The sequence below is a fragment of the Oribacterium sp. KHPX15 genome, assembly GCF_900107835.1.
Classification (GTDB): Bacteria; Bacillota; Clostridia; order Lachnospirales; family Lachnospiraceae; genus Oribacterium.
This window is the reverse complement of the sequence record NZ_FNRG01000007.1, coordinates 1-23,512: the sequence shown is the minus strand read 5'-3', so window position 1 is coordinate 23,512 and position 23,512 is coordinate 1. Positions and strand designations below refer to the sequence as shown.

Sequence of the window (23,512 nt, the reverse complement as noted above, 5' to 3'; positions counted from 1 at the left end):
CAAAGATATATTACTGTCAACATACATTTTTCAGGAAAGAAATAAATGCAGGACAATATTTTTAAAGAAGAACAGAATCATTTGACAAAGCTTTATAACAAGCTTACGAATATGAAGGCTCAGATGGAGGCAGAACTCATTGATCTCCAGAACCAGGCCCAGGAAGAGAAAAATACCGTAAGTGACGACCTTCAGTATGACTTTGTCGGTATAGAAGAGGCTCAGGAAACTCTCATAGAGTTTGAGACTATGAGCCGGGCTGTAGAAGAGCTTAATATCAGCAGCCGTACTGTAAGCACAGCTCTTTCAAAGGTCAACAGGCTATTGCCAAGGCCCTACTTTGCCCGTATCAATGTCCGTTTCCCGGAGGAAACCGAAGATGAGTCCTACTATATCGGCACCACCTCTGTGTCCAATGAAGATCACGAGCCCGTAGTCATTGACTGGAGAAGCCCTATAGCGGAGGTTTACTACAATCAGGAGATGGGAGAGACCTTCTATTCTGTTGATGACAGAAAGATCCCTGTGGATTTAAAGCTCAGAAGGCAGTTTGACATTGAACAGAACCTTCTGAAGGCCTACTTTGATACAAAGATCGCACTGGAGGACCCGCTGCTTATTCATTCCCTTACAAGAAAAAGAACGGATAAGATGCAGTCCATCACCGAAACCATCCAGAAGGAGCAGAATGCCATCATCCGGCACCCGGATGTCCCGGTTTTACTGGTTCAGGGTATCGCAGGAAGCGGCAAAACTTCTGTGCTTCTTCAAAGAATAGCCTATCTTTTTTACAGAAGACGTAAAAATCTGCGCCCGAATCAGGTGTGTCTCATAACCCTGAACCCGGTTTTCCAGCAGTACATCGATAACGTTCTGCCTGAAATGGGAGAGGCTAACCCCAATACCATGACCTGGTCACTGTTCCTGGATACCATCGGTGTCAAGAGTCTCGGGGAAGCGGATATCACGGAGGCGGATTCCCTCAGACAGATTGATGAAGGACTTAAGGGCTTTAAGATAGACGAGCGTTTCATCCATGGAATCAATCTCAAGCACGCAAAGGTTCTTGATAAAAAGCAGATCGCCGGGGTTCTTCGTAAGTACAGAAGCTCCAGCTCCACAGCCTGGATCATACAGACAGCAATAGAAGATCTTCAGGAACTTGCAAAGAAAAATGCCAAAAAGATCGAGAATAAGAATAAAGAGCTGGATCTCGGCAACATTAGTTTCGAAGATTTTGATCCGGATGAGAACCAGTTTGGTGGAGTTCAGGAAAAAATCCAAAATCTCAGCTGGCTTGACATCGAAGGCATCGGTAAGAAGATCCTGGGTAAGGATGATCTGACACCTGCGGAGTTTACTTATCTCAAGATGTCACTTATCGGCTACAGCGACCATAACACCCGCTATGTAATCGTGGATGAGGTTCAGGATTATACGGAAGCACAGCTTATGGTCATGACGAAGTATTTCAGGAATGCCCACTTCATGATGCTGGGGGATGAGTTCCAGTCCATACACAGCGGAACAGCTAAGTTCAAAGACATTAGCAGGATGTTTACTTCACAGGGAAAAGAAGTCACCCATATGTCACTGATGACCAGCTACCGTTCTTCACCGGAGATAACCTCTCTGTTTACGGGGCTCCTTCCAAAGGAGATCAGTGTGCAGACAAATTCTGTTCAGAGAGAGGGCATCGAGCCGGAGATCCTTGCCTTCGGGAATCATGAGGAGTACGTTGAAAAACTTAAATCCGTCATAGCCGAAAACACCCGGACAGAGGGTCTCACAGCCATCATTTGTCAGGACCGGTCGGGCATCAACATGATGACCAGGAATCTCGGTGAAGAGCTGCCTCATGTGGTGAAAAATTACGAGAAGCTCCCGAAGAGCGGCATTATCCTTATGGAACTTAAGCTTGCCAAGGGACTGGAGTTCGATACCGTTATCCTTCCGGATGTGAACATAAGGGAATACCCGGACAGGGAACTTTTCAGGCACAGACTCTATACCGCCATGTCCAGAGCGACGGAAAAGCTTATCATAATATCAGACGGCGAGATTTCACCGCTGATGAAAAGTGAATAAGTGCTGATCCCTGCCCGCTCATGCTCATGCGGAGCCCACGATCATAGAAGACAGAACCAAAAACCGGCCAGACCTTGGGATTCCATGCCTGCCCGCTCATGCTCATGCGGAGCCCAAGATCATAGAAGACAGAACCAAAAACCGGCCAGACCTTGGGATTCCATGCCTGCCCGGGAATTTATATCGGAGATTATTACCATTTATGGAAGATGTACTTGTAGGATTAAATGAAGCCCAGACTGAAGCCGTCACCACAACAGAAGGCTTCGTGCGGGTTATAGCGGGCGCCGGCTCGGGAAAGACCAGGGCGCTGACTCACAGATTTGCTTATCTTGTAAATGATCTGGGCGTCCTCCCCGGCAATATCCTTTGCGTGACCTTCACCAATAAGGCCGCCAATGAAATGCGTCAGCGTATTCACCAGCTCACCGGGGATAATGACACCGGCTACATCAACACCTTCCACGGTTTCTGTGTCAACATACTCCAGGAGGACAGTCATGCCATCAGCTATCCCAAAAGCTTCATGGTGCTTGATAACGGTGACATTGACGAGATGCTGAAGATCATTTACGAGGAGCGTGGCCTGACGCTCCGGGATAAAACCTACGGAAACGCCCGGGACATGTTTGAGATCCGTAAATGTCTGTCTGAGCCGGAGTACTATCTCGATATGATACAGCTCCCCATTGATAAACTTTATCAAAAGTACATGGATGCCGAATCGGTTGATGATATCCTTTTCTACGGCTATCTCTATCAGCAGCGTAAAACCTTTGCGGTGGATTACAATGACCTCATTATCCTCAGCCTCTATATCTTCCGGGAAAATCCCGACATCGCCCTCAAGTGGCAGAAGAGACTTGAATACATTGAAATAGACGAGTTCCAGGACATTGACCCACTGCAGTATAAGCTTATGGAGGTGCTTTGCGGCTACCACAAGAACCTGTTTATCGTTGGAGATCCCGACCAGACCATTTACACCTGGAGAGGTGCCAATGTTAAGTACCTGCTGGATTTTGATAAACATTATCCGGGAACAAAGACCATCATGATGCTGGAGAACTATCGCTCCACCCCTCAGATACTGAAGGTATGCAACTCACTCATCAGTAAAAACAAGCAGCGTATGTCCAAGGATCTTGTCCCGGTTCTTCAGGACGGCGTACCCGTTGTGTGCCATCTGGCTGAGAATGCGGAGGGGGAAGCCAAATGGATAGTCAAAAACATTGAAACCCTGCATCAGATGGGGGTTGATTACAAGGATATGACCTGTCTCTACAGGGCTCACTATGTGACCAGGACTCTGGAGGAGGTTTTCCTGAAATCCCAGATCCCCTACACCATTTACTCCGGCGTCCAGTTTTTCGGCCGCATGGAGATAAAGGACGCCCTTTGTTATCTCAGGATGATTGTTTTCAAGGACGACCTTTCCTTCAGACGTATCGCCAATGTTCCAAAGCGTAACCTTGGAGTTCGCCGCATGAAATTCCTGGAGGATTATACAAAGGAGCACGGATGCAGTCTGTATGAAGCACTTGTAAAGAATATTGAGGATGAGATATTTAAGGGAACTGAGGCCGCACGGTTTATAGCCATGATCGAGAAATATGCGGCCACTTATGAAGATAAAACCATCTCAGAAGTTCTCGGGTCCATCCTGAATGAATCCGGCTATGAGCGAATGCTCAGAACCGAAGGATCCCAGGAAAGACTTGATAATCTGGCGGAGCTGAAGCAGTCTGTATTTGAATTTGAGACCAGCGCAGGAGAGGAAACTGACCTTTCCGGCTATCTAAAAAATGTAGCCATGTTCTCAAATATGGATAAAGCCGATGCCACAGACAGAGTAAAGCTTATGACAGTGCACACTGCCAAGGGTCTTGAGTTCCCTTATGTATTTCTGTGCAGTCTGTCGGAAGGCATTTTCCCATCAAAAAAGACCAATACTCTGGAAGGAATGGAAGAAGAGAGAAGACTTGCGTTTGTAGCCATGTCCCGTGCGGAAAAGGGGCTTTATCTTTCGGAGGCCGCAGGAAAAAACTTTGACGGATCTCCCCGGTACCCTTCAAGATTCATTCTGGATATCGATCCCGTACTTCTCAGCTTCACAGAAGCACCCAGGGCAGGGCTTATATCCGAAACCCAGAGCTACATTAACCTGGTAAACTCCCGTTTAAGAAAGCCTGACGATTCCGAGCTTTTCAGTATCGGCGACAGGATAGCCCACAAAGCCTTCGGTCTCGGCACTATAAAAGATGTGAATATGGATAAAAATGCCTACACTATCCAATTTGACGATATGCCCACAGAAAGACAGATATCCTTCCGGGTTAAGCTGCAGAAATGCAAATGACAAGAATTGATATGCCATATAGTCCGAAATCAGACTATATGCAGATTCCAATGTTTATGCTACAATCCCGTAATGTGCTTGCCAATGCGGTAGGCGGTTAACCCTTCCGGAAAGGAGGGTACTATGGTTACTTATTCTGATTTATTCCAATTTGGAATTTTGATAGTAGCAATCATCGGTCTTGTTTATAAGATTGTAAAAAAATAACCGCCCCAGCCACGAACTGAACGGTTATTTTTTCTTAACTATTTAGCGAAGGGCTAACCGTCTATCGGCAAGCACCTCCTTGTAAATCAATAATAACATTATGATTATATTACGTCAAACAAAAATTTGTGGTTGACAGACATGAACCGATTTGATAGTATATCTGAGCAATAAGATTTGCGCCGGTATAGCTCAGTTGGTAGAGCAACTGATTTGTAATCAGTAGGTCTTCGGTTCGAGTCCGAATCCCGGCTTCAACCCTTGGGAGCCCTGAGAGAAATCTCAGGGTTTTTCTTTTTGTAAGAAAACCATCGGGGATGGTTCTCACAGGCGAGAACCGTCCCCGATGGTTTTCTGTTTTCATCAGTTTATTTCCCCAGTATTTTCTTCACAAACCCCATATCCGGGTTTTCCGGATCAAGACAGTAAATATCTATACGGCTCGGATCACTTGATCTATTCTCAAAAGCCGGGAACAGAAAGCCTAATTCCGGTTTTGCGGCATTGTAGTCCTTATCAATTCTCGCAACAGCGCAGATTATAAACTGAAATACTTCCTCTGATTCACCCTGCTCTTCATTGTCAGAGCCCTTCCTCGGTACGTCATAAAGTCCGTGATAGATGAAGATTCCGTACTCCTGAGGAATATGGATCGCTTCCGCAAGTTGCTCACAGAGGGTCTGAACCAAAAGATCATCCTTCAGACCATATTGTGACAGTGCCATAACCAGTTTATGGATACTGTCATAAGCCATATCACCTTTCGGAAACTCGTAACTTCTGAGCTGCTGATTTGTTTTTGAAAAGGGAATGGTCTTGGCAAGCTCCAGGTTCACATTCTTATCGTGTGTCCCCATGTTCCGGAAGTTGGCATTAAAAGTATTATCTATATAACCTTCCGGGTCCATATAAGCTCCGGCCACTCTGTAGAAACAGTTTCTGCTAAGGGTCATTCTTCTGGTGAGTTCCAGCATGTCTTCTCTGTTTATCATATATTCTCCATTGAAATTCTTCCACCGGGGACGATTCTCGCCGGCGATAATCGTCCCCGGTTGTATTGGGCAAAGTACTCTTTTGCATGTACCGTTAATTTGTTATACTTTTATATGAGCGTATTTTCAAATTATATTTATAAGGATAAAATCATGTTAAAGATCACAACACAGTTCACAAGAGATCAGAAGGCCAATGCCTGCATCTCTGAATTCATAAACAACCGCATCATGTCACTACTCATAAAATATATGGAAACAGCAGCCGGAAAGAGCTATCTCAAGGTAAATTCTGATGATTCAGAGTTTCAAGAGAATATTAAATACTATTTTCCTGATCACTATTCAAAGCTTGATGCAGCGACCGCATTCATTTCTCTGCTTAAGGGAGTAAAATCAAAGGATGAATTTATTCCCAACATCTACGAGGAATATGCATTGCACGCTGTTATACAGAGTTATATCCATTCCTGCGAAGACAGCGGAAAGAGTCCTGCCAAAAACATGCCTTCGGAAGACCGTAAATATGTTATATCTATCCTTAAGGCCGAATACCTTGAGGATGGCGAAAAGGACGAACAGGATCCTGAATTCCGAATGACTATTTTTGAAGATATGTATGATTACGATGATTTTGTGACCTACAACATGGATTATGGGATGCTTGATCATATGACAGCGGAGGAGATCACTGCTGCTCATGAATCCAATCCATTATCTCCTGAAAATCAGTGATATACCTGTAGTCATCCTCAGCCTCCGGAATAAACAATGCGGGAGCTGTCATGACACGGTACTTAACAACCAGATCTATCCCTGATTTTTTGTCTGAGGGACACTCTATAAATGCAATGCCCCTTGAAACAAGCTCTTTTTTTACCAGCTTGCATTTTGGGCAGTTAAATGTTGTCAGCAATTTAGGTTCCGGATTCATGTAAAACCTCTCTGTCATAGTGTGAGTTTAGTTCCGGACAATCCTTAAAAACTCCGGATTGCCATGCTTTCACAGGGTTTTTAAAACTTCCTTCCTGCGTCAGATTATTGTATCATGACCAGATTTCGGCTTCAATTATTGCTTCAAAAGCACTTATAACAAATTCACGGTGATATTCACGGAGGATTCCCTATGGTGACTAATGTTATCGGCTTCTTATTATGTGGCATAATGCTTGTATTTGTAACATCTTTTGTGATTTTCGGATTTGCTCTTTTCAAAAATAAAGCAGAGCTTATAGATATTTCCAGAAGAACTATGATTTACAGCTTCGTAACATTTGCAGTGGTAACGGTAATCCTGCAGTTTGCATTCCGATAAAGGCCACAGGTGACGGTTCTCGCCGGCTAGAACCGTCACCTGTGGAATAGAAGCGGATTAGAATAGCCTAGAGAACCTGGGAGAAAGGAATAATCCAATCACCTTTCCAATATGATTGGATTTTACGTGAGATTATGTTTGATGAAAACTACAGGCTTGGACTTGACACAGACTATTTGATAAGAAAGGATCTGGTACGTTTTTTTGATGTGGACGGTGTGCTGGCGATCTACGGATACGGTTCCGACGGCATAAATGTTTGCAGTGATGAAGAATTTGATGCTTTTGTAGAAGAGCATGACATATATGAAACCGCAGTAGGAGCTGAGATAATGAAACAGTATATAAGCCGCTTCACAGATCCTAACCGTAATTTTGTTATAAGCTTATCCAGCTGCGATACTCAGGATGCTCAAAAAGTTAAATTCATCAACAGGGTTTATCCCGGTTTGTTCCCTCCGGAAAACATCCTTTTTACCAGAGGTTCAGACAAAACCCCAATTGTAAAAGAAACCCTTGAAAAAAGGTTCAATGGCCTGGAAACTCCGCATCTCTTCATTGATGATGATATAAGGATCCTGGATAAGCTCCAGTGCGCCGGCATTACTGCCATGCACATCTCGAGCCTTTTGCTCCTGGCCGATATTAAAAACATTTAAAAAACCGCAGGATTTCTACATCAGCCGAAATCCTGCGGTTCTTTGGCATTTACTCCCGGGCAGGACACATTTTCTTGACATTTTGGTCACAGAATCTCCACCAAATCAACAAAAACAAGTCACACTTTTTCCTTACTATACAACCATCAAAATCAATTTACCTTAACAACGGAGGTTATTATGTATAGACACAACTTAGGAAAAAATGTAGCAGCTATCGTTCTTAGTGCTTTAGTTTTTGGTTCTGTATCAGGACTTGCCATGGTGGGGGTAACCAGAGCTTCGCAGACTATAGAGGCTCATGCAGAGGCCGCTGACGATGCTTCCGCATCAGATGCATTTGACCGAAAAAACAGTGCCGGTGAAATGATTGAAGGACAGGAAAACAACACTGTAAGTAACGCTCTGTTCTCAGGCAATGATGACAATGCCACCGTCCGGACAACATCCACCACAGGCGCGGTAAAATCTGTCACCGAAATAGCACAGGATGCCATGCCTCAGGTTGTTTCCATAACAAATACCATAAGATATAAGCAGTACGGTTATTCCATATTCGGAAACGGCGGTGAGACAGAGGCTGCTGCCAGCGGATCAGGTGTCATCGTCGGAAAGACCGATTCCGAGCTTCTCATCGTAACAAACCATCATGTTATAGAGGGTTCAACCGAACTCAGTGTCCAGTTTGTGGATGGGGAGTCAGTAGCAGCAGAAATCAAGGGAGAAGACTCTTCGGCAGATTTGGCTGTTATAGCTGTAAAGCTCTCTGATATGTCTAAAGACACACTTTCTGCCATCGAAATTGCCGAGTTTGGTGACTCCGATGCCCTTCAGGTAGGAGATCAGGTAGTAGCCATCGGTAATGCTCTCGGCTACGGTCAGTCCGTTACAACCGGAATCATTTCCGCTAAAAACAGAGACGTGGAAACCAGTGAAGGTACAGAATCCGGACTTCTTCAGACTGATGCCGCAATAAATCCCGGCAACTCCGGCGGCGCCCTTCTCAATATGGAAGGACAGCTCATCGGTATCAATGTTGCCAAATATTCAAGCACAGACGTTGAGGGTATGGGCTATTCCATCCCAAGCAACAAGGCTAAAGAGGTTATCAATACACTGGCCCTTAAGGAAACCAGATCCAAGGTATCAGAAGAAAACAGAGGCTATCTTGGCATTCAGGCAAAGACCATAGATTCAGCAACAGCGGAAGCCTATGGCATGATAGAGGGCGTATATGTTTACAAGATCGTCGAAGGTTCTGCCGCAGCAAACTCAGATCTTCAGGAGAAGGACATCATCGTTAAGTTTGATGACCAGAGCGTCACAAGTCTGGATGACATGCAGGAGCTTCTAAACAGATATGCAGCCGGTGAGACCATTAACCTTACAGTAAAGCGACCTCACGGAAGTGACTACGATGAAGTAACTGTCTCCATCACCCTGACAGCTAATCCGGACAAGGCAGCTGACAGGAGAGAAAATACATCAGACAGTAACCAGGACTTCCGTAACTTTGTACAGGAAATCCCACAATATTTTTCTAACTAAGATAATCTTTTTTGATAGAATGCAAGGACAGAATCCTGTCGGATTCATGGGAAACGCTCAAATAGCGTTTCCCTATTTTGATTATAAAGTTTATACTATTTGTCACAGGCAGATACAGAAAGGATTTTGATTAATGCGAGACCCTTATAGACATTATGACTATACAGACCCATATAATGAGACACCACAGCGCCACAGGAAAAAGCGAAGACGTCGCAACACCGGTGGAGGCTGTTTTTCTGTTTTTCTCTGTATTTTATTTTTAACCGCCGTTCTTTTTATAGGGCTTGGCAGATACTATAACCGGTCGCCCCTGACTATTGTTAACTACGTAGTTTCTTATTATTCGGAACAGCTTGGAATCGGTGACCTGATTTCTTCTTTACCCGAACCACTTAAGACCCTTTTGAAAGGAGATGTTTCACTGCCCAAGGCAGATAATCCGACACCAGACAACAAACCTGCAGAATCTTCTTCCGAAGGAGAAGTAATTCCCCCCTCGGAAGAGACCGATGTTTCAAAGGAAACTCAGGATAATACAGGAATCATTAAGGATCTTCAGGAAAGCCTTGATGCGAGATTTGGTGATACCGGTGACATTACAGATGAAAGCCAGGCAGGCTACTACTGTTACAATCTTCTTAGTGACAAGGGCAAGACGGTTTACAGGGAGATTCTTGATTCTATAACAAACCGGAAAGAACGGGCTGTATCAACTCTTGATTCCGAAGAACTGAATACTGTCTACAATTATGTTATGTCAGACCATCCGGAAATTTTCTACACAAGCGGAATACATTATTCCGTGGAATCCATAAACGGTGTTGTCACCTCCATAACCGTGAAAGGGCAGTATACCCTGTCGGAAGAGGAGGTTTCCTCCTATAAAGCCTCTCTGACCGAGGTGATCGGAAACCTGCTGGCGGAAGTTCCCGGCTTCAAGGACGGAACTTCAACGGATGATTACACAAAGATCAAGTATCTGTATGATCACATTGTCAATACTACCGACTATGAAGAAGGTGCAGATGAGAACCAGAATATCATTTCAGTTCTTCTTTACCATCGTTCCGTATGCAATGGTTACGCAAAAACCCTCCAGTACCTGTCCCAGCTCATGGGTATCCCGTCTATACTTGTTACAGGTTATGCAGAAAATGGTCCTCATGCATGGAATGTGATCCTCATGGACGGAGGCTGGTACCAGATAGATGTGACCTTCGGAGAATCAACGGTCTCAACCGAGGATTCAGCAACCTCCTTCATAAACTATTCCTATTTTGGACTTACGGATGACGAAATGTATGTAAATCATACCCCGGATGCAAATATTCCGGTTCCCACCTGCTCTTCATACAATGACAATTATTACATTTACACCGGTAACTACTTTTCAAGTTCTGATATCGAAACAATCGGGTCAAAGATAAGTTCCGCCCAGAACAACGGAGAAAACCTTGTCCAGTTCAGAACTGCCAATGCTGACATCATGTCCGAAGTCACAAACAAGCTGTTTACGGAACATAAGATTTACAATTACCTTGAAAACGTAAGTTCCTGCACCTATGTTTTGAATGCTTCGAAAGATACCATCGTAATAATCTTTTAAGTGTAATATAATCATTTCTATGGAAAACACTAATGCTAAAACGCCCCGTAGATGGGCGCCCTATGTAACTTACTATCTTATAGCTCTTAATGTGATAGTTTTTATCGCTGAAGAAATCCTTGGGGGAAGTGAAGATATAGAAACTTCCCTCGCTTTTGGCGCCTTCTTCACGCCTTATGTTATTTATGATGGTCAGCTTTACCGATTTATCACCTCTATGTTTCTTCATTTCGGAGTAGAACACCTGGGCAGTAATATGATATCTCTTTTTGCCCTGGGCCCCTATGTAGAACACTATTATGGACACTTTCTCTATCTTGTCCTGTACATTTTTTCCGGAATATCCGGGAATATGCTGACCATGTTATATGAAGGAATATCACAGGATTTTGTAGTTTCAGCCGGAGCCAGCGGAGCAATCTTTGGCCTTCTCTCAGTATTTATACTGTTTGCCATGAACCCACGCCTGAGAAAGCTGTTCCCCATTAAGAGAGTTCTTATTTCCGTTACCCTTTCTCTGATAGCAGGACGCATGGATCCTAACATAAACTTTATGGCCCATGTAGGCGGCTTCGGAGGCGGTCTTATCCTTGCATTTATAATGCAGGAGATACTAAGGTACAGCGCAAAAAAACAACGGTAAAACCAGATTCTTCTATCGTCAAAATCACCTTCATAAATTCTTAATGTACGTCTTAAGAATTTCATAATCAGAGATTTCGTTTTTCTTCAATCACTATTTTCAAGGATTGTGTATATTAGAATCAAGTTAAGAAAAGAAACGAAATAAATGCACGATCCTTTTTTTACAAATTTCAAATTATAATCCTTTTATAAAAAATCCCGGGACGCCTACCGGGATTTTTTGTGCACAAATTTATATATATCATAAATAAGATTTATGTATTATTTTCCTAAATATCCCCCTTATGTCTTGCAATATATTTGTTTTCAAAATAAAATAGCAAGGCTGTTTAGAAGTAATAAATGGGGATAATAGGAAGTTTTTATGATACAAAATGATAGAGCACTTCTGGAGGAAAAGCACACTATATTCATTGATTCAGATGATTATAATGTAACTTCTCCGGAAGACAGTGGTTATAGTGAGTTTGATGACAACTCTGATGCCATCGCAAAAATAAAAGAGTCTTCACTGACAAGTATCAATTCGGAAAGAGACGAATTTTCTGACGAGGATATATCTGACGAAGAGCTTTCTGAGGAAGATAAGGAAGTAAGAGCCCTGGATATGGAGGCTCTGACAAATCTGGAAAATGTTTCCGCTGACGATCCTGTACGTATATATCTTAAAGAGATCGGAAGCTATCCGCTCCTTACTCCGGAACGTGAACGTGAACTTGCAATCCGCTGCAAAAACGGCGATATGGCTGCAAAACAGGAGCTTGTGGAATGTAATCTGAGACTTGTGGTTTCTATCGCAAAACGCTATACCGGCCGTGGTATGAATTTCCTTGATCTCATCCAGGAGGGAAACATTGGCCTCATGCGTGGAGTAGAGAAATTTGAACCGGACAGAGGTTTTAAGCTTTCTACATATGCAACCTGGTGGATCCGTCAGTCAATAGCAAGAGCCCTTGCCGATCAGTCAAGAACCATCAGAGTACCTGTTCACATGGTGGAGCTCATAAATAAGATAAAGAAAACCTCTCGTCAGCTGGCATTAGAGCTTGGACATGAGCCAACAACTCATGATCTTAGTGAAGCACTTGACATTCCTGAAGATCGAATTCAGGAGGTTATCAACTACGATGCCGGTCCTGCTTCCCTTGACAGCAAGGTGGGAGAGGATGAGGATTCAGATCTTGGCTCATTTATAGCCGATGACAAGATAACTTCACCGGAACAGAATATTAATAATGTAATGATGAAGCAGCAGCTTGAAAAGATTCTGGTAAACCTCAGTGAGCGTGAACGTGAAGTCATTGAGATGAGATATGGTCTTGTGGATGGCCGCGAGAGAACTCTTGAAGAAATCGGAACCATGTACCATGTTACCCGTGAGCGTATCCGTCAGATCGAGAATAAAGCATTACATAAACTCCAGAATCCGAAATATAAGCGCGAGCTTGACGGATTCCTTGAGAACTGATTAGATACTTATATAGGGCTTTCTGTTATAATCACAGAAAGCTCTTGTTTTTTTTGATAACTTATAACAAATTCACGGCATAAAACTTTATTGGCGAAAAAACCGCCAATCACATGATTTCTGAGGTGATAAATGAATAATAAGAAACCACGTCCTTTTAACAAATCCAAAAACGAAAAGTCCCACCAGCCCGGCAAAAACAGCCAGCGTCCGTTTTTCAAAACAAAGCTTAAAGCCAAGTCCGGCGCACAGCAGGGAGATTACATTGTCATTTCCGATGGAAAAAAGAAAGTAACCACCCGAATCAACCTTCCCAGCCATCCTTTTGCAAAGAAGGAAGTAGGTGAGATGGTGACCATCAAAGGTGTCGAGTGGTATCTCATAAAGATAATGCATCAGGGAACAGCAGCTTATAAAAAAGTTTACGACGAAGACACACAGCGTGAGCATTACGGCTATTGATATCGGAGGCAACTTTTAATGTCAAATTCAATATATGAATCAATTTGCGATAACCTGAGACCGGATGACACTCTTCCTGAGGACTTCCGTATATCAAGGGATACTTCCTCAGGGAAACTCGGCATCCGCCTTGTGGAGGGTGCCCTGGACGGCATGTACCTATACCACGATATGAAGGATGACAGCGATGAAGAAACACTTATCGATGTAATAAATGAAGCTTCGCAGCATGATTTTGAATCGGCAGAATATGATCTTGATTCCTTCTTCTCCACACCGGAGGTCCGCATGCTTCCGCTGGTTGATAAACTTGAGAAGTGGGTCAATGATAACGCCGGAAACATAGATGCCGAAGCAGTGTTTCAGTTCGCCGCCAATATCATCATCAAAACCAATAACCCGGAAGCACTCAAATTTGCCCTTGTGCTTTTTGAGATGATGGATACCGATGATAATGAAGCAGTAAAGAATGTTGTTAAAACACTTTCAAGATCCGAAGAACTGACCCTTTTTGCCATAATGGTAGCTGAAACCTGGAAGGACGGAAATGAAGCTATCCTGGATTTTGCAAAGCATACAAAGGGCTGGGGCCGCATACACTGTGTTGAACATATTGATGCTGTCTCCGGAAAGATCAAGGACTGGCTGTTCCGCGAAGGTGTACGGAACAATGTAGGTGCCGCATATTCTGCACGCACTGTAGCAGAGAAGATAAACCTTGGTAAAGTATTTTTGAATCCTGCTTTTAATGATGATGATTATCTTCTGGCACGTCCCATCATTGAAGGACTTCTGGATGAAGGAACTCTCCAGGGTATTTCCTCAATGTCAGACCGCACAGAAATACTTTCAGGCTATATAACACAGTCAGAACACAGGGTAAAGACTACTGAAGCTCTCAGTACTTTACTTGATCTCAGGGATTATCTTAACCGGAACATCTTTAATGAAAGCGGAAAACTTGGCGAAAAACTTGAGAATATCCTTAACTCGAAGGAATTAAAGGACTTCGCATCAAGGCTTTTAACTGAAAATAAAGACTTCCGCCTTGCAAAACGTATGGATATAGACTGCACCAAAGAAGTTCTTGCAGCCATGGAAGAGGATTTTAGTGCCAATGCTTCTCTCGTAGACATTCTTCCCAAAAACAGTGAAACACTTTCCAAGGTGTTTTCCATTTTCAGAAAGAAGCTGCCACTTGATATGATGGCTTCGGGGCCAAAGGATAATCTCGGAGCAGGAGAAGAATACAGACCTTATCATCAGCTAAGTTTCCTGGTACAGAATCTTTCTGATTCAGCGGGAGAAGGAGAGGATTTTATAATTGCTTCCCTTAATTCTCCGGTAAACGGCACGAGACAGATGGCTCTGAGCGTTCTGGAAGAGTGGCTGAAGGACGATTATGTTCCTTCCAATGCTGTAAAATACGCTGTATGGCATCTCAAGGAGGCTGAGCCCTCAGAGGATATCAAGGCACTTTTGGAGAAGATTGACATCTGAACCTGATAGAAGCCGGAGAGCAGTTACTTAAAAATATTTCTCCGGCTTTCTACTAAATGATATAGACCACTTATAACAGTTTTACGGTTTTAAATCCAGACTTTATAACATATTTACGGTTGAAACCTATATATATTGACGGTATTCTTCATTATTTGAAGGATACCGTTTATTTGTTATAATCCAAAACCCAAAAAAATCTTCTGAACCATTAAAATATAATTAAGTCATTATTTTTATACCGTGTATTTGTTATATGTCTGAATTCATTGATTTATTTTTTTCCAATAAAGGTATTAATCACCGTATATCTGTTATAAAGTTCATCAAAAAGAAGACTCCCGGAAAACTTGTAACAAATTTACGGCTTAAGTATTTCTTACGATTGACCGTATTAATGTTATTTGCTCTGCTGAAAGACAGGTTTATAACAGAATTACGGTAAAATTGATTCCTTAGGTTTCTACCGTAATTCTGTTATGTTTTTACCTTAATTACCGTAATGATGTTATCTGTCTCTTAGAATCACCGTAATTTTGTTATAAGACGTTTTTGACAAAAATCAGATGGTCGATTAGTGCTTTTTGACAATATAACCATGACCTCCACATGCTTAGACTCCTTTTTTCCGGTTATTAATATTTGTCGCCGTATTCAAAAAGACCTCTTTGGGCTTTTACCGTTTATTTGTTATCTTTTGCCGTTATTTTGTTAGGAGTCACCGTTAATATGTTATGCCTTACCGTGTTTTTGTTATTTATGTGGACAAAAAATGACGTTATTCTGCGGTGATCCGCTATTAAATAATATAAATATATATAATATTAAATATATAAAATAAAAAAACAAAACATAAAAAAATACAATCCTGCGCGTGTGGAAAGCGAGTCAGAAAAGCATAATAACATGTCTTTGAGATGCAGATTTTGAGGTTATAAGGCCAGTATAATGCAATAATTTTTACCTTTTCAGGAAATTCAGGTCAGAATAGAGATATAACAAAATTACGGTGATTGATTTTTCAGTTTAAGAGTTTTACTATATTGACATGCGAAAGAAACGGAGTTCTTAAAAATGTCAGCATTTAAAACGCAAAAAGAAAAAGTTGAGGATCAACGAACATATCTTGTTGTAAAAGATAACGCACTCATACAGAAAGCCAAGTACAATCTTACTGCTAATGAGCAGAAGCTTGTAAATTTTGTTATCACCTTAATAAAACCCGGTGAAGAAGAGTTTAAAAAGTATGAGATCCGTGCACTTGATTTTGCGAGGCTTTGCGGTATTGATCCGAAGAATGTTTATCGTGATTTCAGGAATATGATCGATTCCATTGATGAAAAGGCATTCTGGGTAAATATTGATAACAGAGTTATCAAGCTGAGATGGTTCAATGAGCCTGAGTATAATGAACGAAAGGGAACCATAAGCCTCCTTCTTGACAGTCGTATAAAAACATATCTTCTTGGTCTTCAGAACAATTTTACGGAATATGAGCTTTATAACATACTTTCCATGACAAGCAAGTATTCTCCGAGACTATATGAGCTTGCAAAGTCCTATGCTTATAAAGGGCATGTAGATATCCCTATCGATACATTGAGGGAAAACCTCATGGCAGACGTTTACAGTGCTTTTGGCAATTTCAAGCAGAGAGTTCTGTCACCGGCCATAAAGGAGATCAATGAATATACCGATATAACAGTTACCTATGACTGTATTACAGATAAGGGGGAACTTGTTAAAGGAAGACTTCAGGGAAAGAGAATAACTCATATCAGACTTTATATAGAGAACAAGGATACACTTGATCGTTTTGCTACATATAACAAGACAGTCAGCAAGATAGAAAAGAGAAATCTTCAGTTCAAGGGTCAGTTAAGTCTCAATTTTGATGATTCAGGAAAGCTGGTTGAGATAGCATAAGATTTTTTTGAGGCTGTCCGGAAATCTTTGTATATGAGGTTTTTTCTTATAAAGATAAAATTTTACTACGTTTTTAAGTGGATGCAATAAATAGCATCCACTTTTTTCATAAATTTTCCTAAAACCCTAGACATGCAAAAAAAACACGCTATAATAGAATAGCTTGATTCTAAAAATAATAGAGATAGTATGTTCTTTGACAGAAACTTTTTATGATCATGCAAAGAAATTTGTTTCAATGATTTAATATAAAGAGGTGGGCTAATGGCAGTAGAAATCAAACCGGTTCTTGAAGTTGAGGAAATCACAGATGATAAGAAGTTCGGACGTTTTGTATGTGCTCCGCTTGCTAAGGGCGAAGGTACAGTCATCGGTAATTCATTAAGACGTATCCTTCTTTCCTCTATGCCTGGTGCTGCAGTAAGTGAGGTAAAGTTCGAGGGCGTTTATCATGAATTTTCATCAATTCCCGGAGTAAAGGAAGATGTAAGTGATATCATCCTTAATTTAAAGAAGCTTGCTATTAAAAATACATCATCCAGCGATGATCCGGTTATGGCATATATTGATTATGCCGGTGAAGGAGTTGTTCGCGGCTCTGATATCAAGGTTTCTTCTGAAGTAGAGATCATTAATAAAGATCAGGTTATTGCTACACTTTCCGGAAAAGAAGCAAGACTTTATATTGAGATAAAGATAACTAAGGGTCGTGGATATGACGGTGCAAACACACGTGACCGCAGCGATCTGGCCATCGGTGTTATCGCAGTGGATTCTATTTATTGTCCTGTAGTAAAGGTCAATATCGTTATCGATCCTATCGAAGGTACAAACGAAGAGAAACTTACTCTTGATGTAACTACAAACGGAACTATGGCTCCGGATGATGCCGTTTCACTGTCAGCACGTATTCTTGATTCACATCTTAAGCTTTTTGCTGATATGGATGTTGATACAGATAACGAAGTTAAGGTTGAGGATGCAGGCAGCAGTGATTCCAATGACCTTATGAATATGAACATTGATGAGCTTGAGCTTAGTGTTCGTTCATATAACTGTCTCAAGAGAGCCGGCATTAATACTGTTGGAGATCTTTGCAACAAGAATCTTGAAGATCTTTCAAAGGTTCGTAACATGGGTCGTAAGTCTATCGATGAGATTCTCGGAAAGCTTGATTCTATGGGACTTGCACTTAGCAGCAGAGATGCAGAATAATTGAATATATGAAATTACGAAAGCGGTTTTCCTATATGGAAGGCCGCTTTTTTTGTGATTAAAAAAATATTCAATTCGTTAAAACTGAGACAGGCAGAGATATCTTTGGTAAAATTAGTATCATTAGGGAAGATTCTTTCGGAATATTTGAAAATGCAAAAACGGAGGAGAAATGGCTATACTCACAACTCTTTGCTATATAGAAAAGGATGATAAATACCTCATGCTTCACCGGACAAAGAAACAGAATGACCTAAACCACGCCAAGTGGATCGGAGTAGGAGGAAAATTTGAAAAGGATGAGAGTCCGGAGGAGTGCCTGGTCAGAGAGGTGATGGAGGAAACGGGATATACATTAACCTCCTGGAAATACCGGGGGATAGTAACCTTTATATCCGGCAGGGCAGAGTCGGAATACATGCATCTTTTCACAGCTGACGGTTTTACCGGGGAACAGACAGAATGTGATGAAGGAGAGCTTAAATGGGTGAACAAAAGTGATGTGTCTGAGCTAAATGTGTGGCCGGGGGACCGCATATTCCTGAAGCTTCTTCTGGAGAGGGACAGCTTTTTCTCGTTGAAACTCGTATATGATAAAGAGGACCGACTGATGGAAGCGATACTGGATGGAAAGCCATATAAGGAGTAAATATGTACGAGGGCAGAGGCAATAAGAAAATGCTTAATATGCTGATCCTTGAGATATTGGAAAAATATACGGATGGGGATCACAGACTTACACAGCAGGAGATATTAAAACTGCTTAAAGATAATTACGGTATTGAATGTGACAGGCGTTCTGTCAGGAACAATGCGGAGTACCTGATAGATTTGGGCTATGACATTAGTATTGATGATGGGTATTGTCTTCTTTCAAGGGAATTTGATGATGCGGAACTACAGCTCCTGATTAATTCGGTTATTTTTTCAAAGGGTGTTACCAGGGCGCAGTCCGCGGCACTTATCGAAAAGCTCAAAAATAAGGGTAATAAGTATTTTTCGCCACATTTATCCTATATCGAGAATTATACGGATCTTCAGCATACCGAAAACAAGCAGGTGATGATAAATCTGGATATCATTGATGATGCCATGACCAAAAAGCAGAAGATTTCTTTTATTTACAATGTCTACGGCACGGATTTCAAGATGCATCCCACGAGGAAGGAGCCCTTCGTTTTTAATCCCTATCAGGTGGTCATGTCCAACGGTCACTATTATCTCGTGGGAAATTACGATAAGTATGACACTATATCTCATTTTCGTATAGACAGGATGACTGAGATGAAGCTTCTGGAGGAGCCCATAAAGGATACCAGGCTTATAAAGGGCATGGAAAACGGGCTTAATCTTCCCAAGCATATGGCTGAGCATGTTTATATGTTTTCCGGCAATTCTGTGAGCGTGCTTCTGAAGACCGATGCTAAGTTCATGAATGATCTTGTGGACTGGTTCGGAAAAGATTTTCAGATAATGAAAAAGTACACAGAAGACGGCGTGGATATGATGGAGATTCATGTTTACTGTAATGAGCAGGCAATGGAGTATTGGGCGCTGCAGTACGGGAAGAGGGTCACTGTCCTGGAGCCGGAAAGCCTCAGGGAGAAGATCCGCGAGGATATTGAGGGTATGAGTAAGAGATACCGGTAGGTGGTGAAATGGTAACAGTTCAGCCGGTGGACCAGGCTTTTGCTTGACTCATAATCTGATTTACGGGGATATAAGTCATGTAGAATCGGACTTAACATTGACTCATATCTTGTGTTTTGGTGATATGGGTCATGTAGAATCAGACTTAGCAATGACTCATATTCGGTGTTTCGCGATATGGGTCATGTAGAATCAGACTTGGCATTGACTCATATCTTGTGTTTTGGTGATATGGGTCATGTAGAATCGGACTTAACATTGACTCATATCCGGATTTTAGAGTTTTGTATACTTTTGTTTACGATGAAGTACTGAAGAGTATCGATTTATATGAATGAATATATTTGCAAAAATCAGAAAAAACTGAGACGTGGGTTGACTACGGGGACTTGTGCGGCGGCGTGTACGAGGGCTGCAATGGAGAGGCTTATGACCGGTAACGTTGCAGAGAAGGTAAATGTAGTACTGCCGGGGGGAGAAATAGTAACACTAAGTGTGTATCCTGTGGGGGAGTCGGAGTTTTATACGATCAAGGATTCCGGGGATGATCCGGATGTGACTAATGGGACTGAGGTGCATGCTGAGGTTCGGGTTGTAAGTCATGAAGAAGTTACGGAAAACGCCTTTAGATGCGAGGAGAGTGATAGGCTGTTTCTCACTGGTGGTAAGGGTGTGGGAACTGTAACCAAGCCGGGGCTTCAGCAGGAAGTGGGGCAGAGTGCCATTAATCCTGTACCGAGAGAGATGATATTCCGGGCAGCTATGGATGTGCTGGAAATGTACGAGGAAGATGCAGAATTCCCTAAGGATATCTGTAGATCAAACATGAAGTTTAAATCTACAGAGGATAACAATAGGGAGTTTGAAGATTTAGAAGGAAAAAGTAGTGAAACTGAAAAATCATGTTTCCTCATTACGGTTTCTGTTCCGGAGGGGGAGGAGATTGCGAAGAAAACATTTAACCCGAGGCTTGGAATAGAGGGGGGCATATCTATACTGGGAACCACAGGGATAGTTGAGCCTATGTCGGAAGCTTCGATAGTTGCCACAATTGAGACGGAAATACGGCAGAAGCTGTATTGTCAGTGTAAGGAAAACAGTCAGTTATCAAAAGTTGATACAACTGATATGGAAACAGATTTGATTAAAAATGATCATATGACCGGGGTTCCTGCAGAGATTAATGATGGAGCGTTAAGTATCATCGCGGTTCCGGGAAATTACGGAATGCGTTATGTTGAAAAGCTTGGGCTTGATACAGAGCGGGTTGTTACGGTTTCAAATTATATAGGAGATGCCATAGACCTTGCGGTTTCCTATGGGTGCCTGGAGTTTTTGCTGGTGGGAAACATCGGAAAGCTTTGTAAGCTTGCTGCAGGGATCATGAATACCTACAGCAAGGTGGCTGACGGTAGATGGGAGATATTTGCGGCACATCTGGCGCTTTGCGGAGGAAATGCATCTCAGGTGAGGGCTATGAAGGAAGCACCTACCACGGAGGAAATGCTTACACTTCTTGATGACATGGGGCATAGAGAGGCTGTTATGGAATCCATTATGAAGGAGATTGAATTTCATATGGAGCAGCGGATAAAGGGTCGGATGAGGTTCGGTGTAATAGTATATTCCGAGAGGTTCGGGATGATCGGAAGGACAGGAAATTCGGATAATCTGATGGAGAAACTCAAAGTTTAGTGATTTACTAATAAGCTTTGTGATAGATGATGAGCATGACAATAGTGGTTGTTATCACAGGTCAGTTCAAAGTGATGAGTATGAAGCTATATACACAGATGAAAGAATAATAGTCAGATTTCGGGAAAAGAATTGAATGTACGAGGGGATAAATGGTTTATTTTGTCGGAGCGGGACCGGGGGATCCGGAGCTTATAACTGTAAAGGGACTCAGGCTTCTAAGAGAAGCAGATATCGTAGTATATGCGGGATCTTTGGTTAATGCTGATATCCTTAAGGCTTGTAAAAGTGATGCAGAAATCTACGATTCCAAGAAAATGAATCTTCAGGAGGTGCTGAAGGTTTTTGAGGAAGCTGAAAAGTCCGGAAAGAATGTGGTGAGACTCCATACCGGAGACACGTCTCTGTACGGTGCCATCCGGGAGCAGATGGACTGGCTTAAGGAAAATGGAATAGATTATGATATCTGTCCCGGAGTCAGTTCTTTTTCAGGAGCGGCAGCAGCAATCAGAAAAGAGTATACACTTCCGGGAGTAACACAGACAGTTATCATAACAAGAGCTGAGGGAAGAACCCCGGTTCCTGAGAAGGAGAAGCTTAGTGCTCTGGCGGCGCATCAGTCCACCATGGTAATATTTTTATCAGCCACACTTTCAGAAAAGGTCCGGAAGGAGCTGATAGCCGGAGGTTATCCTGAGGATACTCCTTCAGCTGTGGTATTCAGAGCCACCTGGCCGGATGAAGAGGTGGTTTGGACGACATTGGAGAAAATCCCTGAGGCATTTAAGAGAGAAGAAGCAAGAAGAGCCGACGGAAACATGAAGCAGGCCTTGATAATAGTTGGAAGAGCAATTGACGATAAAACAGTCTATGAATACTCAAAACTCTATGACCGTGATTTTGTTACATGTTACAGAGGAAAGGAGTCCAGGTGAAGGTTCAGGTAATTGCATTTACTGAAAAAGGATACAGCCTTTCAGAGGAGTTAAAGAATCGCTGGATGGAAGCGGAGAAGGAAGGACAGGGACTTTTCAGAAGAACTGGAGCATGGATGCCAGAAAAGGATGAGAAGCTTGAAATATGTCTTCATGCGAAAACCAAAGCTCTTCCGGATATTTCAGACACAAGAGATTTAAATGAAGTAGTGGGATCCTGGTTTTCTGATCATTCCGATGCCATAATTTTCATAGGCTCCACCGGCATAGCGGTTCGTGCATTAGCGCCCTTCCTGTCCCACAAGTCGGAGGATCCTGCGGTACTTGTTATAGATGAAGCCGGGCATTTTGTCATATCCCTTCTCAGCGGACATCTGGGAGGTGCCAATGAGCTTACGTCTTTTGTTTCGGATCTTATTAAGGCTCAGCCTGTGATAACCACAGCGTCAGATCTGGAAGGTGCTTTTTCTGTTGATGTTTTTGCAAAGGAGAATGGCCTTATCATCACTGATTTCGGGGCAGCAAAGGAGGCTTCGGCTAAGGTACTGAGAGGTGAGAAGCTGCGTATATACAGTGACATTGGCATGGAGCATCTGAACATGAGACCCGGTATAGGTGAATATGAGCCGGTGGGGATAAATGACATTGACAAAGCAGATATCATCATAAGCTATCAGAGTAAACTTCTTGATAAGGCTGATCCGGTGGTGAGACCCTTTAATGCCATAGGCCTTAAGCTTATAGCAAAGCGTGTATATGTAGGAATCGGCGCAAGAAAGGGCGTTTCTGAGGAAGATGTGGCAAAGGCTTATGATAACTGCCTTAAGTCAGCGGGGATATCAGGTGATGCAGTGGATGCCCTGGTAAGCATTGACTTAAAAAAGAATGAGCAGGGGATACTGACCTTCAGTTATAAGCGGGAGATTCCCTTTGTGACTTATACGGCGGCTGAGCTTAAATCCATGGATGGGGACTTTGCGGCAAGCAGCTTTGTGGAAAGTGTAACAGGGGTGTCCAATGTCTGCGAACGGTCGGCTGCTTATGCCGCGTCGCGAAACGGACATGAGCGGATCCTCATTCACAAGCAGATATACGGAAGTGTGACATTGGCAGTTGCGGTGTCTGTATAATATATTTAAACTATTATTAGACAATATGTAATGACCTCCTCTTTGTAGCAACGTGGATTTACCTGTATACTAAAGTTGATAAGACAAAGGTAACAGGGATTACCGCATA

The 23,512-nt window shown here is 42.4% G+C and carries 21 protein-coding genes and 1 tRNA gene; 20 read left to right on the top strand and 2 right to left on the bottom strand.

Annotation, left to right across the window (positions count from 1 at the left end):
* Positions 1 to 45: 45 nt before the first annotated feature.
* From BLV86_RS06225 to BLV86_RS06215, 4 genes are all read left to right on the top strand, one after another.
* Positions 46 to 2,088, top strand: coding sequence for a HelD family protein (locus tag BLV86_RS06225; RefSeq protein WP_090815684.1), 2,043 nt, complete (start codon positions 46 to 48; stop codon positions 2,086 to 2,088).
* A gap of 202 nt (positions 2,089 to 2,290) precedes the next feature.
* Positions 2,291 to 4,447 carry an ATP-dependent helicase gene (locus BLV86_RS06220; RefSeq protein WP_090815682.1) on the top strand — a complete coding sequence of 719 codons (2,157 nt, stop codon included), beginning with the start codon at positions 2,291 to 2,293 and terminating at the stop codon, positions 4,445 to 4,447.
* A 123-nt stretch (positions 4,448 to 4,570) separates the two neighbouring features.
* Positions 4,571 to 4,654 (top strand): putative holin-like toxin, encoded by an 84-nt coding sequence (locus BLV86_RS18615; protein WP_242826581.1) that lies wholly within the window; start codon positions 4,571 to 4,573, stop codon positions 4,652 to 4,654.
* 181 nt (positions 4,655 to 4,835) lie between these two features.
* Positions 4,836 to 4,908: transfer RNA gene (locus BLV86_RS06215), tRNA-Thr, on the top strand.
* Positions 4,909 to 5,022: 114 nt separating this feature from the next.
* Here BLV86_RS06215 and BLV86_RS06210 read toward each other — a convergent pair.
* Positions 5,023 to 5,646: a DUF4317 family protein gene (locus BLV86_RS06210; RefSeq protein ID WP_090815680.1), complete on the bottom strand. Its 624-nt coding sequence runs from the start codon at positions 5,644 to 5,646 to the stop codon at positions 5,023 to 5,025.
* A gap of 153 nt (positions 5,647 to 5,799) precedes the next feature.
* On the opposite strand from BLV86_RS06210, the gene BLV86_RS06205 reads away from it, so the two are divergent.
* Complete coding sequence (locus BLV86_RS06205) at positions 5,800 to 6,381, top strand: hypothetical protein (protein ID WP_031554635.1); 582 nt, start codon at positions 5,800 to 5,802, stop codon at positions 6,379 to 6,381.
* Here BLV86_RS06205 and BLV86_RS06200 read toward each other — a convergent pair.
* The gene (locus tag BLV86_RS06200) at positions 6,335 to 6,580 is read right to left on the bottom strand and encodes a thioredoxin domain-containing protein (RefSeq protein ID WP_031554636.1); all 246 of its coding nucleotides are present in this window, start codon (positions 6,578 to 6,580) and stop codon (positions 6,335 to 6,337) included. The genes BLV86_RS06205 and BLV86_RS06200 overlap by 47 nt on opposite strands.
* 192 nt (positions 6,581 to 6,772) lie before the next feature.
* Between BLV86_RS06200 and BLV86_RS06195 the strand changes: the two genes are divergently transcribed.
* The 15 genes from BLV86_RS06195 (at position 6,773) to BLV86_RS06125 (ending at position 23,403) form a co-directional block, all read left to right on the top strand.
* Positions 6,773 to 6,961 carry a hypothetical protein gene (locus BLV86_RS06195; RefSeq protein ID WP_090815678.1) on the top strand — a complete coding sequence of 63 codons (189 nt, stop codon included), beginning with the start codon at positions 6,773 to 6,775 and terminating at the stop codon, positions 6,959 to 6,961.
* Between the two features lie 134 nt (positions 6,962 to 7,095).
* Positions 7,096 to 7,620 carry a hypothetical protein gene (locus BLV86_RS06190; RefSeq protein WP_090815676.1) on the top strand — a complete coding sequence of 175 codons (525 nt, stop codon included), beginning with the start codon at positions 7,096 to 7,098 and terminating at the stop codon, positions 7,618 to 7,620.
* Positions 7,621 to 7,800: 180 nt separating this feature from the next.
* Entirely contained in the window at positions 7,801 to 9,168 is a 1,368-nt protein-coding gene (locus BLV86_RS06185) for a S1C family serine protease (RefSeq protein WP_090815674.1), read from the top strand.
* 133 nt (positions 9,169 to 9,301) lie between these two features.
* Positions 9,302 to 10,777 carry a transglutaminase domain-containing protein gene (locus tag BLV86_RS06180; RefSeq protein WP_090815672.1) on the top strand — a complete coding sequence of 492 codons (1,476 nt, stop codon included), beginning with the start codon at positions 9,302 to 9,304 and terminating at the stop codon, positions 10,775 to 10,777.
* 19 nt (positions 10,778 to 10,796) lie between these two features.
* Complete coding sequence (locus BLV86_RS06175) at positions 10,797 to 11,420, top strand: rhomboid family intramembrane serine protease (RefSeq protein WP_044917167.1); 624 nt, start codon at positions 10,797 to 10,799, stop codon at positions 11,418 to 11,420.
* Positions 11,421 to 11,786: 366 nt separating this feature from the next.
* The gene (locus BLV86_RS06170) at positions 11,787 to 12,890 is read left to right on the top strand and encodes a sigma-70 family RNA polymerase sigma factor (protein ID WP_090815670.1); all 1,104 of its coding nucleotides are present in this window, start codon (positions 11,787 to 11,789) and stop codon (positions 12,888 to 12,890) included.
* 132 nt (positions 12,891 to 13,022) lie between these two features.
* Positions 13,023 to 13,352 carry a hypothetical protein gene (locus BLV86_RS06165; protein WP_090815668.1) on the top strand — a complete coding sequence of 110 codons (330 nt, stop codon included), beginning with the start codon at positions 13,023 to 13,025 and terminating at the stop codon, positions 13,350 to 13,352.
* An 18-nt stretch (positions 13,353 to 13,370) separates the two neighbouring features.
* Entirely contained in the window at positions 13,371 to 14,852 is a 1,482-nt protein-coding gene (locus BLV86_RS06160) for a hypothetical protein (RefSeq protein ID WP_090815666.1), read from the top strand.
* Between the two features lie 1,074 nt (positions 14,853 to 15,926).
* Complete coding sequence (locus tag BLV86_RS06155) at positions 15,927 to 16,778, top strand: replication initiation protein (protein ID WP_031554650.1); 852 nt, start codon at positions 15,927 to 15,929, stop codon at positions 16,776 to 16,778.
* Positions 16,779 to 17,042: 264 nt separating this feature from the next.
* The gene (locus BLV86_RS06150; protein ID WP_029199875.1) at positions 17,043 to 17,993 is read left to right on the top strand and encodes a DNA-directed RNA polymerase subunit alpha; all 951 of its coding nucleotides are present in this window, start codon (positions 17,043 to 17,045) and stop codon (positions 17,991 to 17,993) included.
* A 172-nt stretch (positions 17,994 to 18,165) separates the two neighbouring features.
* On the top strand, positions 18,166 to 18,642 hold the full coding sequence (locus BLV86_RS06145; RefSeq protein ID WP_031554653.1) for an NUDIX hydrolase: 477 nt from the start codon (positions 18,166 to 18,168) through the stop codon (positions 18,640 to 18,642).
* Positions 18,643 to 18,644: 2 nt separating this feature from the next.
* Positions 18,645 to 19,643 carry a helix-turn-helix transcriptional regulator gene (locus tag BLV86_RS06140; RefSeq protein ID WP_090815664.1) on the top strand — a complete coding sequence of 333 codons (999 nt, stop codon included), beginning with the start codon at positions 18,645 to 18,647 and terminating at the stop codon, positions 19,641 to 19,643.
* Positions 19,644 to 20,060: 417 nt separating this feature from the next.
* On the top strand, positions 20,061 to 21,338 hold the full coding sequence (locus BLV86_RS06135) for a cobalt-precorrin-5B (C(1))-methyltransferase (RefSeq protein WP_242873251.1): 1,278 nt from the start codon (positions 20,061 to 20,063) through the stop codon (positions 21,336 to 21,338).
* A gap of 152 nt (positions 21,339 to 21,490) precedes the next feature.
* Entirely contained in the window at positions 21,491 to 22,273 is a 783-nt protein-coding gene (gene cobM, locus BLV86_RS06130; RefSeq protein WP_090815660.1) for a precorrin-4 C(11)-methyltransferase, read from the top strand.
* On the top strand, positions 22,270 to 23,403 hold the full coding sequence (locus tag BLV86_RS06125) for a cobalt-precorrin 5A hydrolase (RefSeq protein ID WP_175456454.1): 1,134 nt from the start codon (positions 22,270 to 22,272) through the stop codon (positions 23,401 to 23,403). The genes cobM and BLV86_RS06125 overlap by 4 nt, the downstream gene beginning before the upstream one ends.
* The last annotated feature ends 109 nt before the right edge of the window (positions 23,404 to 23,512 follow it).

Excerpts from the sequence above, each read along its gene's own strand:
- BLV86_RS06225 (WP_090815684.1), top strand. The coding sequence starts at position 46 with ATGCAGGACAATATTTTTAAAGAAGAACAGAATCATTTGACAAAGCTT.
- BLV86_RS06220 (WP_090815682.1), top strand. The coding sequence starts at position 2,291 with ATGGAAGATGTACTTGTAGGATTAAATGAAGCCCAGACTGAAGCCGTC.
- BLV86_RS18615 (WP_242826581.1), top strand. The coding sequence starts at position 4,571 with ATGGTTACTTATTCTGATTTATTCCAATTTGGAATTTTGATAGTAGCA.
- BLV86_RS06210 (WP_090815680.1), bottom strand. The coding sequence starts at position 5,646 with ATGATAAACAGAGAAGACATGCTGGAACTCACCAGAAGAATGACCCTT.
- BLV86_RS06205 (WP_031554635.1), top strand. The coding sequence starts at position 5,800 with ATGTTAAAGATCACAACACAGTTCACAAGAGATCAGAAGGCCAATGCC.
- BLV86_RS06200 (WP_031554636.1), bottom strand. The coding sequence starts at position 6,580 with ATGAATCCGGAACCTAAATTGCTGACAACATTTAACTGCCCAAAATGC.
- BLV86_RS06195 (WP_090815678.1), top strand. The coding sequence starts at position 6,773 with ATGGTGACTAATGTTATCGGCTTCTTATTATGTGGCATAATGCTTGTA.
- BLV86_RS06190 (WP_090815676.1), top strand. The coding sequence starts at position 7,096 with ATGTTTGATGAAAACTACAGGCTTGGACTTGACACAGACTATTTGATA.
- BLV86_RS06185 (WP_090815674.1), top strand. The coding sequence starts at position 7,801 with ATGTATAGACACAACTTAGGAAAAAATGTAGCAGCTATCGTTCTTAGT.
- BLV86_RS06180 (WP_090815672.1), top strand. The coding sequence starts at position 9,302 with ATGCGAGACCCTTATAGACATTATGACTATACAGACCCATATAATGAG.
- BLV86_RS06175 (WP_044917167.1), top strand. The coding sequence starts at position 10,797 with ATGGAAAACACTAATGCTAAAACGCCCCGTAGATGGGCGCCCTATGTA.
- BLV86_RS06170 (WP_090815670.1), top strand. The coding sequence starts at position 11,787 with ATGATACAAAATGATAGAGCACTTCTGGAGGAAAAGCACACTATATTC.
- BLV86_RS06165 (WP_090815668.1), top strand. The coding sequence starts at position 13,023 with ATGAATAATAAGAAACCACGTCCTTTTAACAAATCCAAAAACGAAAAG.
- BLV86_RS06160 (WP_090815666.1), top strand. The coding sequence starts at position 13,371 with ATGTCAAATTCAATATATGAATCAATTTGCGATAACCTGAGACCGGAT.
- BLV86_RS06155 (WP_031554650.1), top strand. The coding sequence starts at position 15,927 with ATGTCAGCATTTAAAACGCAAAAAGAAAAAGTTGAGGATCAACGAACA.
- BLV86_RS06150 (WP_029199875.1), top strand. The coding sequence starts at position 17,043 with ATGGCAGTAGAAATCAAACCGGTTCTTGAAGTTGAGGAAATCACAGAT.
- BLV86_RS06145 (WP_031554653.1), top strand. The coding sequence starts at position 18,166 with ATGGCTATACTCACAACTCTTTGCTATATAGAAAAGGATGATAAATAC.
- BLV86_RS06140 (WP_090815664.1), top strand. The coding sequence starts at position 18,645 with ATGTACGAGGGCAGAGGCAATAAGAAAATGCTTAATATGCTGATCCTT.
- BLV86_RS06135 (WP_242873251.1), top strand. The coding sequence starts at position 20,061 with ATGGAGAGGCTTATGACCGGTAACGTTGCAGAGAAGGTAAATGTAGTA.
- cobM (WP_090815660.1), top strand. The coding sequence starts at position 21,491 with ATGGTTTATTTTGTCGGAGCGGGACCGGGGGATCCGGAGCTTATAACT.